We start from the raw sequence: 12,030 nt of genomic DNA on the forward strand, positions 1-12,030 counted from the left end.
ACAATTACTTTTGTAGTTAGTATTAACATTAAAAACACAACATAAATCTTATGATGAAGAGTAAATGGATGGCAGCTTTAATATGTTTTAGTTGCATCGCTTTGGCAAAAGCACAACAAAAACCAAATATTTTATGGATTGTTACAGACGATCAAAGAGCAGATGCTTTAGAGTGTTTTAATAGAGCAACAACAGGAAAATCAAAAAGTAAATTAGGATACGTTTCATCTCCTAATATAGATCAATTAGCTAGTGAAGGAGTTTTGTTTGTAAACGCATACAATAATTCTCCTGCATGTGGTCCTTCTAGAGGTTCTATGTTAAGTGGACGTTACCCTTTTAGAAACGGACATTATGCTTTTGAACAAACTCATCAAGAGCCAGACTTTGTAAAACCATCGTTACCACAAACCCTACAAAAACATGGATATGTAACTTCTTTGTTTGGAAAAGATGGAGCATATATTTTTAAATGGGGACCTGGTCAAACATTTAAAGACCCAGGACATTACAATTACAAAGTAAGTTTTAAACATGATTTGCAAAAGAATGATGTAGGTGATTTTTGGGCTCAGCCAGCTTATGTACCTGGTACATGGAAACTAATAGGAACAGAGGAACGCATTAAAACTCCAGACGGAAAAGTAGAGCATTATCTTATTAGCATGAAAAAGAAAAAAGATCCTGTAAGCGATGCTGATGTGCAGAAACGTAAACAAATGGAAGAGAAATATGAAATTTTACGTTCCTATACGCGTTTTGGAATGAAAGATTTAATTTTAGGTGGAGAAAATCCAATGCCAGCAGGACAAACCATTGATGGTAAAATTGTAGAAGAAATGAAATTGTATTTACAAAATGCAAATTCTACATTTAAAAACACTTACGGTAAACAAAAAAAAGGAGCTAACAGTCAAAAACCTTTATTGGTTAATTTAGGATTTCATTTACCACACACACCTGTATTGCCTCCAAAGTCTTTTAGAGATAAGTTTAAGAAGAAAAAATACAAAGTACCTGCATTTAGCAAAGAAGAAATGGAAACATTTACTCCTCAGTTAAAAAGATTGCACAGAAATTTAAATTTTTCTGACATGACCGATTCAGAAAAACAACAAGCAATTCAAGATTATTATGCTTTTTGTGCTTATGCAGATGCCTTGATTGGTGATGCAGTAAAGGCTTTTAAAAACTATTGTGAAAAAAACAATCAAGAGTATTTAATTGTTTATACTGTAGGAGATCATGGATGGCAATTAGGAGAACAAGGAATAGAAGCTAAATTTTCTCCTTGGGAAAAATCTACTAGAGGTGCTATGATTGTAGTTGCATCTGACAAGAAAAAAGTACCTAAAGGAAAAGTAAATACAGATTTAATAGAATATGTAGATGTTGCTCCAACATTGTTGAAAGCTGGAGGAGTTGCTATAGACACAGAAGCATATAACTATTTAGATGGAGTAGATTTACAAAAAACAATAAATGGTACGGCTCCTAAACGTGATTATATTGTAGGAGAAATGAATTTAATAGCAGGGCATAGAGCATATTTAAGATCTAAAGATTTTGCTTTTTCTATGCGAACTAGGCCACAATATATGAAGAATTGGAAACCTAATCAAAATGTAAAATGGGCTTTAAATTGTTCTGTAGAAGATGCAGAGTTGGCGTTGTACGATTTAAAGAAAGATCCGTTAGAACGTAACAATGTTGCCAATACCAAAAAATATAGAAAACTTGCAGCTTGGTTTAGAAATAAGTTAGGTTCTATTGTTTTGGGTGATGGTAGGATAGAGTGTGATTGGTCTCAGGCCAATACATACAATATAAGCAACTTTGCCAAAGGTGCTCATGATGGAAAATTAGATATTCCAAAAGAAATATTACCATAATTAAAAAAAGCATTTACCTTAAGGTAAATGCTTTTTAGTTTTAATAGGGGTTATTTTACAATGAATTTTTGAGTATAAGTGTTGGTTTCTGTTTCTGCTTTTAAAATATAAACTCCTTTTAAATTAGTTGTGTTTATAGAGGTGTTATTGTCTTTTGTTTGTATGCTTTGTACTAAAGTTCCATATACACTGTAAATATTTAACGTTGCTAGTTTATTGTTTAAGTTTAAAGAAACGTTTAAAACATCTCCTGTGGAAACAGGGTTTGGGCTTACTCTAAAAATAATATCATTATTGTTGTTAAAATTATTTGAATCAATAGTTTGTCTAGAGCTGCTAGGTGTTTGAGTAACTAATGCTCCAGAATTTACATCCACAAATTGCCACTGAGTCCAGTTTCCTTTGTAGGTATTGGGTCTTTGTTGTATTTGACTATAATCATTAGAGTTTTCTGGGCGAAAATACATTCCAGTTGCTTTGTTTTGTAAATAAAAATAATTTCCAGTACTACTAGTGCTTACTTTTTTAAATTTGGTATAATCACCTGTATAAGTATTTGGAACTTGTACTATTGGAGTTCCATCGGCATCGCTAGTTATGTTGGTATTGTTGCTAAGTGGTCTAAAAAACTTTTCGTTAGCCGTGTTTTTTAAATGGAAATATCCGTTTCCAGCATCTACCATTCTCCATTTTGTAGGCGTACCATTCCATGAATTTGGTACCAATTCTAAGTCTACAAAATTATTACTACCATTGGTTCTTAATTTTTTGCCTGTTTCTTTATTAACAATATAAAATTCTTGATTTTCTAGTTTCCAGGTTCTTACCCAGTCTACATACATGGTGTTAATGTTGTTATTGGTTAAATCACTCTGGTTGGCAAGTCCACCAATCCAATCTGCATCTGTAGTCCATAAATCCCAAATAATATTTAAATCTCTGGTAAATTCACGGTCATAAGTATTTCCATCTAAATGGTCTCCTACATAAATACTACCTGCTGGTTCTCCGTCTAAATAAAATTGAACATTTTTAGAGTCTGACCAGTATGCTCCAAAAATATGGAACTCCTCATTCCATTTTTTACCGTTAAGAGGATTGTTAGAGGATAAATTTCTGTTGTCAAAGTTTCCATGCTGACGAACTGTTTGTGGACTTTTATTTTCATCTGCTTGAAAATACTGAGAATTCATTTTCCAAGGAAAATCGGGTTGACATTCGCAAGATGGATTGGCATTGTTTTCTATGATATCAATTTCATCACGATTGTTAATATCACCATTGTTTAACCAATAGGTAGTATACGCAGAAATATTAGAAGAACGAATTCTACTTTCTGTATACATAGGATAACTTATTTGAACTTTTGACATAATTCTAGCAGATCTAAACCATCTTTCTGCTCTTTGGTCTAATGTGGCTCTAATCCAAAGATATCCATCCCATTCTCCAGAGTTGGCATTGTCTGCGGTCATTTCTACAGGAACATCATAATTCCATGTAGATTTTGTCCATTTGTTTGAGTCTAGAGAGTTGTCATTAAATTCATCTGTTAAATTGTCAACTTTTACCCATTTTTTACCTTGAGGCTTAGGGTCTGAGTTAAATGTTGGGGTGCTTTGTGCTGTTCCTATCAGGGTATAAAAAAAAGATAGGATTACTAATATGTTAATTTTTTTCTTTACAAAATAAATTTTTCTCATTATTTATAGTTTTTTGTTGTTAGTATTCTGTAATACTACTTTTAAAAATATAAAAACGACAAAATGAATATGTAAAAAGTTACCTCTTATGTTTTTAGTGATAAAAAACAATGTTAAAGGAGGTTTGTCTAGTTTTAGAGAATTTGTATTTGTTGTAAAGAAAAAAAAGTTTTAATCATATTTTGCATAAAATTTACCATTCCATTTACCTTGCACACGTAACACTTGTTCTATAATATCGCGTACACAACCTTCACCACCTTTAATGGGGGATACATATTTAGAAATGGTTTTAATTTCTGGAGCTGCATCTTGAGGTGCACAAGGCATTCCTACCAATTCCATAACAGGATAGTCAGGAATATCATCTCCCATGTATACAATTTCATCAGCCTTTAAACCGTGTTTTTCTAAAATTTCATGGTACTTTTTAATTTTATCATGCACTCCTAAATGAATTTCTGTAATTCCTAACCCTTGCAATCTGGTTCTAACTCCTTCGTTGCTTCCGCCAGAAATAATGCAAACAGGATATCCGGCATCAATAGCTGTTTTTAAAGCATATCCATCTTTAATATTCATGTTTCTTACCAATTCTCCGTTCGGAAAAATAGTAACCATTCCGTTGGTTAAAACTCCATCAACATCAAAAATAAATGCGTTTATATTGTTTAGTAATTCTTTATAACTCTGTGCCATGTTTTTCTTGTATAGATTTGGTTAATATTTTATAAACTTCTAAGTCAGTACCTTTTAATTGATTATAATGTGTTTGTATGGTTTTATCATCTCCTCTTAATGCAGGTCCTGTTTGAGAGATATGCGGAGGAAATAATTGGGCTTTTAAAAATGTTTCTTGTATTATAGGTTGTAAAATGTTAAAATCTAATTGATTTTCTTTACAAATATCATAAGCAATCCCCATAACTCTATTGCTAAAATTATTTACAAATACAGCTGCTAAATGTAGCTTTTGTCTTTGGGTTTGATTGATTTTATAGACCACATTTGACAGCAATTTTGCAAAATTTTCCAATAGAATAAAATCGGTATCAAATTCTGTTTCTAGACACAAAGGTATTTGTTTAAAACTAATTTTTTTTTCTTTGGTAAAACTTTGTGGAGGGTAGAGCACACCTCTTTTTAATGCTTTTAGGTTGGTGTAAGGAACGGTTCCTGAGGTATGAACTACTAAGCCCTTTAAATGTTCTAAATTTAATAAAGGAATTACGGAGTCTGGCAATGCTACAAGGTAAATATCTGCTTGTTTTAATTCAGATATTTGGTGAGTTATAGACAACATATCTTTAAATAATTCTACACCTTTGGCAGATCTGTTGTAAATTTGAATCAAATCAATATTAGGGTGATTGATGCATGCATGAATTAAATGAAGCCCAACTTTACCAGTTCCTAAAACACATATTTTAATCATAGTTTTCAAAAATAAGAACAATTCTAAACACTACCTTGAAATATATTACATTTGATTACGACAAAGTGGTAGCCTATCTTTGAGAGAAGAATAAACACATTTTATGACCATGAAATATATTTATATAATACTCCCTTTAGTTGTTATAGGAATTTATGCCTTTAAAAGTTCTAAAGTAAAATTAACCACCAACAAAACCAATTTGTACAATTTTGTGGTAAAAGATTTGCAAGGAAATGATTTTGACTTTTCGACCTTAAAAGGGAAGAAGGTAATGATTGTAAACACAGCTTCTAAATGTGGATTAACTCCTCAGTACAAACAATTGCAAGAAATTTATACAGAATATAAAGATTCTTATAATTTTGAAATTGTAGGGTTTCCATCAAATGATTTTTTATTTCAAGAACCAGGAAACAATCAACAAATAGAAGAATTTTGTCAATTAAATTACGGAGTAACGTTTCCGATGATGTCTAAAATAGATGTAAAAGGAAAAAATCAGGCAGAAATTTATCAGTTTTTAACCCACAAAAAATTAAATGGATTTAAAGATTCTAAAGTAAAATGGAATTTTCAGAAATATTTAATTGGTAGAGATGGAAAATTAGAAAAAATTATAAACCCTAAAACAAAACCGAACGACCCAAGTATTATAGCTTGGATTACAAAATAATTATGAGTTTTAAATTAGACATATTAGCCATTGGAGCACACCCAGACGATGTAGAGTTAGGATGTGGTGCAACCATTGCCAAAGAAGTGGCAGAAGGAAAATTAGTAGGAATTTTAGATTTAACCAAAGGAGAATTAGGAACCAGAGGAACTCCAAAGATTAGAGCCATGGAAGCGGAAGCTGCAGCAGGAATTTTGGGAGTTATGGTAAGAGAAAATTTAGGATTACCCGACGGTTTTTTAGAAAACACCAAAGAGTACCAATTAAAAATTGTAGAGATTATTAGAAAATACCAACCAGAAATAGTGTTGTGTAATGCCATTGATGATAGACATCCAGACCATGCAAAAGGAAGTAAATTGGCTTCTGATGCTTGTTTTTTAGCAGGATTAAGAGCTATTAAAACAGATATAGGTTTTGGGGAGCAAGAAGCTTGGAGGCCTAAAAACGTATATCATTATATTCAGTGGAAAGGTTTAGAACCAGATTTTGTGGTAGATGTGTCTGATTATATGGATGTAAAAGAAAATGCTATAAAAGCATTCAAATCTCAATTTTATGATCCAAATAGCAATGAGCCAGAATCACCTATAACTAGCAAAAATTTCTTTGAAAGTGTAAATTACAGAGCTAAAGATTTGGGTAGAATTATAGGGGTTGATTATGCAGAAGGCTTTACCTCAGAACGTTATGTTGCCGTTAAAAAATTATCAAATATTTTTTGATTTTTTTCTTTGTAGAAACTAAGAAACGTCTTATATTTGCAACCGCTAACGCAAATGCGCGCAAATGGTGATTGTAGTTCAGTTGGTTAGAACGCCTGATTGTGGTTCAGGAGGTCGCCGGTTCGAATCCGGTCCTTCACCCAAGAGTTGATAACTCTTTAAACTAAAAGCTTAAGATGTATTTCTTAAGCTTTTTTTTATGGATGTATTTTAAAATATTTAGAATTTAAAAAGCCCTCATTTATAACAAATGAGGGCTTTTAATGTAGGTTTTACGTTGATTTTACAACGGATTATTTTTTAATGAATTTTTGAATTGAAATTCCTTTTTCAGTTTTTAGGTTAAGAATATATACTCCTGTAGTTAAATTAGACAAATTAATTGTGTTGTTTGTTACTAGATTGTTTTCTTGTACCAAGCCTCCTGTAATATTGTATATAACATATTTTATAATGGATGAGTTTGTTGCAATGTGTAACTCATTTTCTACTAATTTAGGATATATACGAACCGAAGTGTCCTTTGTTAGGTTTTTAGAACTTAATGTACCATTGTATTCATAAGCTCCTAAATCAATAGTTGTGTTATAAACTCTGTTAGTACCTTGGAGGTCTAAACTACCATATGTATTTGTGTCAAAAAGGGTATTGTCTCCCTGATTTAATACATAATTAGAAGCAGAAGTTGGTTTGTATTCTGCATCTAAATGGAGAGATATTGTGTTTGGATCTAAATCTTGAACGTTTGTAAATGAGGGTGCACTATAACTACCAGAAGCTCCTCCGTTATTTGAGGTTTGAACAATTGAGTTTTTAATATTTAATAGGTAATGATTACCCTGAGTACCATATGAAATATCTCTGTCGGCATAATTTCCATTTAAGGTATTTCCGAAAAAGATAGAATTGTTTACAAGTAACTGACCCCAAGTATTTTCCGATCCCATAATAATACATTGACCATAAGATGTGTTATTGATATTAACAACATTGTTGTTTATAAATGAGTTATTATTTAAAGTTAGGTGTAATTCTCTAAAGTTTGTAAATGAACCATTAGGAATTCTGTATGCATTGATAACAGAAAATTTGGTTTGGTTATCCGCAAACAATACATTGGTAAAGTCTGCATAAATCTCGTTAAAGCGATCTGCATGTAATAAAATAATACTTTGTCCAGTACTTACATTGTTTATAAAACTAACGTTGTAAAGTTTGAAATTATCTTTTAAACCAATTCCTTTTATTAAAAAGTCGTTACTGTAATTGTTTTTAAAAGCACAGTTTTTGATGCTTAAGTTTTCTATCCAAGTTGAAGCTCCAACCTGTTTTGAATATATAACTCCATTATCTTGGTTATGTGCATTGCTTGTATTGTCGTAAATATTTTGAAATACCAAACCATTAAGATTGATACCAATAGCATCTACCAATATTAACCTATCGGCATTATCTGTTTTATTACTTGCAAAATCACCATCAATATCATCACCATTCATATCACCAGTAATAATTGTAGCATTGTCTGTGTTAATTTTTGTTACATCTCTGTCCGATAGTTCAGTTTCAGTACCATTAAAACCTCCATAAATAGAAATAGTTTCGTTAATTTCTAAAGGTGTGTTTTGTGCAGATGGTTTATAAATACCCTTAGCCACCCATATTCTACTATTAGTACCGGCAACAGCTAAGGCATCTTGTATTGTAGTGTAAGCATCAGCCCACGAACTACCATCATTTGCACCTGTAGCATTTACATTTACATAAATAGGTTCATAACCACAGTTAATAGAATAACTAGAGCTTGCATCTCTAGTCCAACCTGTAGCATACTGACCAGCATTGGTGTAAGATGGCGTAAAACTAGCATCGTGCTGAATACAGGTTAAATTAGGATTTCCGTAAGATTTCATGTAAGAAAAATTAGCATTGTTGCCATTAGCTAAATTTAACTTAACCAATTGATTGTTTTGGCAGTGAATTTGAGTTAGTGTTGGAATATTACTTACATCCAATGTAGTTATTTGGTTGTTGGCACAATGTAATCGTGTTAAGCTAGTGTTATTACTCACATCTAAAGAAGTTAAATTATTATTGTAAACTTCTAATGTGGTAATATTCACAAAGGCTTCAATTCCGGTTAAATCTGTAATCCCTATACCTGTTGCTGATATTGTTCCTGTAAAAGCTTGCGCTTCGGTAATCGAAATTTCAGAATCAGAATTTGTATTGATTGCAGTATTGTTTAATAAGTAATTTTTAAAGTTAGCATCGGGTATGTTTACGTTTTGTGCCATTGCATAAAACCCTGCTAAAAAGCTTAAAATAGGTAGTAATTTTTTTTTCATGTTTTTTATAATTTATAAAAAACAAAAAAACAGAAGATTCTATCGTTAGAATAACACAAAAGATGGATGTAATAACAAAAAAGTAGAAATAGATTATTGGTGTAGTTCTCTATAGGTTTTTGGGGTTACATCGTTGTATTTTTTAAATAGTTTGATAAAATAATGTGGTTGTGTAAACCCCATTTCATAAGCTATTTCTTGGATGGTATTTTGGGTGTTTAAAATCTTAATTTTTGATTTGTTAATGACAAATTGATTGATGTAATCTGTTGTCTTAATTCCAGTAATTTTATATATTAAATTGCTTAGATATTTATCCGAAAGATTTAAACAATCAGACAAGTAGTTTATTTTGGGGATTCCATGGGTTAGTTGTAGTTCTTTAGAAAAATAATTTTCAAGAATTTTTTCTATACTCACAATGATATCATTGGTTTTGGTAATAGCTTTTAATTGTAGTTGCTTTTGTAGTATTCTAGAAGCATGCCTAAGTATTAATTCTAGTTCAGAACAAATAATACCTTTAGAAAATTCATCGTTGATAGTTATTTCGTTCGCAATTCGTTCTGCGCAACTATTAATTATTTTTTCTAGTTTTGGCTTTAATTCTAGCGCTGTATTTAGTTCGTAGGAAAATAAATTAAAACTATCTAAAGTATTTAACAAGTTTGTTTTCTTTAAAAATTTAGGAGAAAAACAAAGAATCCATCCTTTTTTACTGTTGCTATTTTCTGTTCCTTCTATCACTTGATTTGGAGCTACAAAAGCTAAAGAACCAGATTGTAAATTGTATTCTTGAACACCATAACGAAGATTGTTAGAAGCTTTGTTAAACATAATACAGTAAAACTCACAAGTAACTTTTAAGTTTATAAGCTCTTTAGGAACATTTAAATCTTTTAGATTGATGTAGGCAAAATCTGAAAAATTAGATTTAGGATATTCTAATTTTTGTAAAAAATAGGAAACAGATTTGTAATGTATAGTTTTATGTGCCATTTTAAAACTATTTAAATAAAGGAATTAAGTTTTTAAAAATCTAATTTTTATTAGGAACCAAGCTTTCAAGATTCTTAAAATCATACAAATCACGATCTAGTAGGTGAGAGGGGTATACGTTTTGCAAAGCATTCATCATAATAGAACTTCTGTCAGGAAAATCTGCTTCCCAATCTTCTATCATTTGTTTTACTTTTTTACGTTGTAAGTTTTCTTGAGATCCACACAAATTACAAGGTATAATAGGGAATTTTAAATGGTGTGCATAGGTTTCAATATCACTTTCTCTACAAAAAGCCATAGGTCTTAAAATGACCAAATCTCCAGCATCGTTTACAAATTTTGGAGGCATGGTTTCTATTTTTCCAGCAAAGAAAAAGTTTAAGAAAAAGGTTTCTAGAATGTCATTTCTATGGTGTCCTAAAGCCAATTTATTACATCCCAAATCTTTAGCGGCTTCGTACAAAGTTCCTCTTCTTAATCTAGAACACAAACTGCAGGTGGTTTTCCCTTCTGGAGTTTTTTCCATCACCACTTTGTAGGTATTTTTTTCTATAATTTTATAATCAACTCCCAAGTTACTTAAATAAGTAGGCAGTACTTCTTCAGGGAATCCTGGTTGTTTTTGGTCTAAATTAACAGCCACAATTTCAAAAGAAATAGGAGCTACTTTCTGAAAATGCAACATCATGTTTAACATTGCATAACTGTCTTTTCCACCAGACAAACATACCATTACTTTGTCTCCATCTTCAATCATTGTAAATTGCTCTATAGCTTCTCCCACAGCACGGTGCAATTTTTTAGTAACTTGTTTTATATTCTCCATAATAACCACAAAAATAGTGTTTAGATGCTTAGAAATAAAGAATATCTTTTGCTTCTGTTACGAAATTAAACTTTGTTAGTTTTAAAATTTTATACGTCTAAAAAATCATGAAAACAGAAGCGTTACAAATAGATTTGATATATGATATTATTTGCCCTTGGTGTTATGTAGGACATCAACGTTTGGTGAATGCCATCAACAAAACAAATACCAATGTACAAATACATTTAGTTCCTTTTCAAATAAGGCCTAATCTTTCTGAACAAGGGATTTCTATCAAAGAATATTGGGAGGCAAAAGGAGTTACCAATGTATTAAAAGCTTACGAAAAAGTGATTGAGGCTGGAGAGTCAGAAAATTTAGATATTAATCCGAATAAGTTTTCTAAAATTCCGAATACCTTAAAAATTCATCAAGTAATTCTAAAAGCCGAAGAAAAAGGAGTAGGATTGGAGGTTTTGCATGCTATACAAACAGCATATTTTTCTAAAGGAGAAGATTTAACCAAATTAAATACCCTGGTTAAGATAATTAAGGATTTTTTGTCTGAAGAAGAAGTTGTTGATGTATGGAATGATGACAATCAATATAAAAATGCGGTGCTAACCAAAGAAAAACAAGCCAAAGAATTACATGTAAAAGCTGTGCCAACGTATGTTGTAGCGCAAAAACATCGGATTTCTGGAGCGGTTTCTAACTTTACTTTGGTAGATATGTTAAATCAATTGGCACCTAAAGAAATTATAGGCGATTTTTGTGATGTAGAAACAGGAAATTGTGAAACTTTGTAGGACTAAAAAATAAGATAAAAATGGATTTTTTAAAAGCAATAAAAAATAGATATACGACTAAATTATATGATCATTCTAAAAGAATTGATGTGGATAAAATTCAAAAATTACAAGAAATTTTAACTTTATCTCCATCATCCATCAACAGTCAGCCTTGGGAATTTGTTTTTGTGTCTGATGCTACTATAAAAGAACAATTGTCTAAAGTATCGCAACACAATACACAAAAAGTGTTAGACTGTGATACGGTGGTTGTTTTTAGAAGTATTGATAATTTATCAAAATTTAAAAACGAATTGAAGGAAAGGTTGCCAGAATATGCTATGGGGTTTTATGATGATTTTACGGAACATCATTCTGAAAGTGACGTAAAAATATGGATGGATAAACAAGTATACATTGCTTTGGGTACTTTTTTAAGTGCATGTGCTACTATGGAAATAGATGCAACTCCTATGGAAGGAATAGAACCAAAGGCTTATGATGCTATTTTAGGAAACGATGATTATAGAAGTATTTTGGCTGTAGCCATAGGATATAGACATGAAAAAGATGTAAATCAGCTACACATAAAACCAAAATCTAGAAAAAAAATAACTGAAGTAGTTAGAACTATTTAGAAAACAATAGAA

11 protein-coding genes and 1 tRNA gene are annotated in these 12,030 nt (G+C 31.2%); 6 read left to right on the forward strand and 6 right to left on the reverse strand.

Annotated features, from left to right (window positions below; all coding sequences use genetic code 11):
• The first annotated feature begins 50 nt into the window (after nucleotides 1-50).
• Nucleotides 51-1,892, forward strand: coding sequence for a sulfatase-like hydrolase/transferase (locus tag ACY2IJ_RS01430; protein ID WP_476725385.1), 1,842 nt, complete (start codon nucleotides 51-53; stop codon nucleotides 1,890-1,892).
• A gap of 50 nt (nucleotides 1,893-1,942) precedes the next feature.
• Here ACY2IJ_RS01430 and ACY2IJ_RS01435 read toward each other — a convergent pair whose 3' ends face one another.
• The 3 genes from ACY2IJ_RS01435 to ACY2IJ_RS01445 all read right to left on the reverse strand — a co-directional run bounded on the left by ACY2IJ_RS01435 (nucleotide 1,943) and on the right by ACY2IJ_RS01445 (nucleotide 5,030).
• The gene (locus tag ACY2IJ_RS01435) at nucleotides 1,943-3,595 is read right to left on the reverse strand and encodes an RICIN domain-containing protein (RefSeq protein WP_476725386.1); all 1,653 of its coding nucleotides are present in this window, start codon (nucleotides 3,593-3,595) and stop codon (nucleotides 1,943-1,945) included.
• Nucleotides 3,596-3,766: 171 nt separating this feature from the next.
• The gene (locus tag ACY2IJ_RS01440; RefSeq protein ID WP_476725387.1) at nucleotides 3,767-4,294 is read right to left on the reverse strand and encodes a KdsC family phosphatase; all 528 of its coding nucleotides are present in this window, start codon (nucleotides 4,292-4,294) and stop codon (nucleotides 3,767-3,769) included.
• On the reverse strand, nucleotides 4,278-5,030 hold the full coding sequence (locus ACY2IJ_RS01445) for a Rossmann-like and DUF2520 domain-containing protein (protein WP_476725388.1): 753 nt from the start codon (nucleotides 5,028-5,030) through the stop codon (nucleotides 4,278-4,280). The genes ACY2IJ_RS01440 and ACY2IJ_RS01445 overlap by 17 nt, the downstream gene beginning before the upstream one ends.
• A gap of 109 nt (nucleotides 5,031-5,139) precedes the next feature.
• On the opposite strand from ACY2IJ_RS01445, the gene ACY2IJ_RS01450 reads away from it, so the two are divergent.
• The 3 genes from ACY2IJ_RS01450 to ACY2IJ_RS01460 all read left to right on the forward strand — a co-directional run bounded on the left by ACY2IJ_RS01450 (nucleotide 5,140) and on the right by ACY2IJ_RS01460 (nucleotide 6,573).
• Nucleotides 5,140-5,706 carry a glutathione peroxidase gene (locus tag ACY2IJ_RS01450; protein WP_476725389.1) on the forward strand — a complete coding sequence of 189 codons (567 nt, stop codon included), beginning with the start codon at nucleotides 5,140-5,142 and terminating at the stop codon, nucleotides 5,704-5,706.
• A gap of 2 nt (nucleotides 5,707-5,708) precedes the next feature.
• The gene (bshB1, locus tag ACY2IJ_RS01455; RefSeq protein ID WP_476725390.1) at nucleotides 5,709-6,431 is read left to right on the forward strand and encodes a bacillithiol biosynthesis deacetylase BshB1; all 723 of its coding nucleotides are present in this window, start codon (nucleotides 5,709-5,711) and stop codon (nucleotides 6,429-6,431) included.
• A 66-nt stretch (nucleotides 6,432-6,497) separates the two neighbouring features.
• Nucleotides 6,498-6,573 (forward strand) — tRNA-His (locus ACY2IJ_RS01460).
• Nucleotides 6,574-6,724: 151 nt separating this feature from the next.
• Here the strand turns inward: ACY2IJ_RS01460 and ACY2IJ_RS01465 are convergent.
• The 3 genes from ACY2IJ_RS01465 to ttcA all read right to left on the reverse strand — a co-directional run bounded on the left by ACY2IJ_RS01465 (nucleotide 6,725) and on the right by ttcA (nucleotide 10,607).
• Nucleotides 6,725-8,779: a T9SS type A sorting domain-containing protein gene (locus tag ACY2IJ_RS01465; protein ID WP_476725392.1), complete on the reverse strand. Its 2,055-nt coding sequence runs from the start codon at nucleotides 8,777-8,779 to the stop codon at nucleotides 6,725-6,727.
• A 93-nt stretch (nucleotides 8,780-8,872) separates the two neighbouring features.
• The gene (locus tag ACY2IJ_RS01470; RefSeq protein ID WP_476725393.1) at nucleotides 8,873-9,778 is read right to left on the reverse strand and encodes a helix-turn-helix domain-containing protein; all 906 of its coding nucleotides are present in this window, start codon (nucleotides 9,776-9,778) and stop codon (nucleotides 8,873-8,875) included.
• A 40-nt stretch (nucleotides 9,779-9,818) separates the two neighbouring features.
• On the reverse strand, nucleotides 9,819-10,607 hold the full coding sequence (ttcA, locus tag ACY2IJ_RS01475; protein ID WP_476725394.1) for a tRNA 2-thiocytidine(32) synthetase TtcA: 789 nt from the start codon (nucleotides 10,605-10,607) through the stop codon (nucleotides 9,819-9,821).
• A gap of 107 nt (nucleotides 10,608-10,714) precedes the next feature.
• Here ttcA and ACY2IJ_RS01480 point away from each other — a divergent pair, with 107 nt between their 5' ends.
• Nucleotides 10,715-11,398, forward strand: a complete 684-nt coding sequence (locus ACY2IJ_RS01480; RefSeq protein WP_476725395.1) for a DsbA family oxidoreductase — start codon at nucleotides 10,715-10,717, stop codon at nucleotides 11,396-11,398.
• 20 nt (nucleotides 11,399-11,418) lie between these two features.
• Nucleotides 11,419-12,018 carry a nitroreductase family protein gene (locus ACY2IJ_RS01485; RefSeq protein ID WP_476725396.1) on the forward strand — a complete coding sequence of 200 codons (600 nt, stop codon included), beginning with the start codon at nucleotides 11,419-11,421 and terminating at the stop codon, nucleotides 12,016-12,018.
• Nucleotides 12,019-12,030 lie beyond the last annotated feature (12 nt).

The sequence above is a fragment of the Wenyingzhuangia gracilariae genome (assembly GCF_056387575.1).

What these genes read in the sequence shown, in the direction of transcription:
- ACY2IJ_RS01480 (WP_476725395.1), top strand. Translation starts at nt 10,715, where the DNA reads ATGAAAACAGAAGCGTTACAAATAGATTTGATATATGATATTATTTGC.
- ACY2IJ_RS01450 (WP_476725389.1), top strand. Translation starts at nt 5,140, where the DNA reads ATGAAATATATTTATATAATACTCCCTTTAGTTGTTATAGGAATTTAT.
- ACY2IJ_RS01485 (WP_476725396.1), top strand. Translation starts at nt 11,419, where the DNA reads ATGGATTTTTTAAAAGCAATAAAAAATAGATATACGACTAAATTATAT.
- ACY2IJ_RS01435 (WP_476725386.1), bottom strand. Translation starts at nt 3,595, where the DNA reads ATGAGAAAAATTTATTTTGTAAAGAAAAAAATTAACATATTAGTAATC.
- ACY2IJ_RS01445 (WP_476725388.1), bottom strand. Translation starts at nt 5,030, where the DNA reads ATGATTAAAATATGTGTTTTAGGAACTGGTAAAGTTGGGCTTCATTTA.
- ACY2IJ_RS01440 (WP_476725387.1), bottom strand. Translation starts at nt 4,294, where the DNA reads ATGGCACAGAGTTATAAAGAATTACTAAACAATATAAACGCATTTATT.
- ACY2IJ_RS01430 (WP_476725385.1), top strand. Translation starts at nt 51, where the DNA reads ATGATGAAGAGTAAATGGATGGCAGCTTTAATATGTTTTAGTTGCATC.
- ACY2IJ_RS01465 (WP_476725392.1), bottom strand. Translation starts at nt 8,779, where the DNA reads ATGAAAAAAAAATTACTACCTATTTTAAGCTTTTTAGCAGGGTTTTAT.
- bshB1 (WP_476725390.1), top strand. Translation starts at nt 5,709, where the DNA reads ATGAGTTTTAAATTAGACATATTAGCCATTGGAGCACACCCAGACGAT.
- ACY2IJ_RS01470 (WP_476725393.1), bottom strand. Translation starts at nt 9,778, where the DNA reads ATGGCACATAAAACTATACATTACAAATCTGTTTCCTATTTTTTACAA.
- ttcA (WP_476725394.1), bottom strand. Translation starts at nt 10,607, where the DNA reads ATGGAGAATATAAAACAAGTTACTAAAAAATTGCACCGTGCTGTGGGA.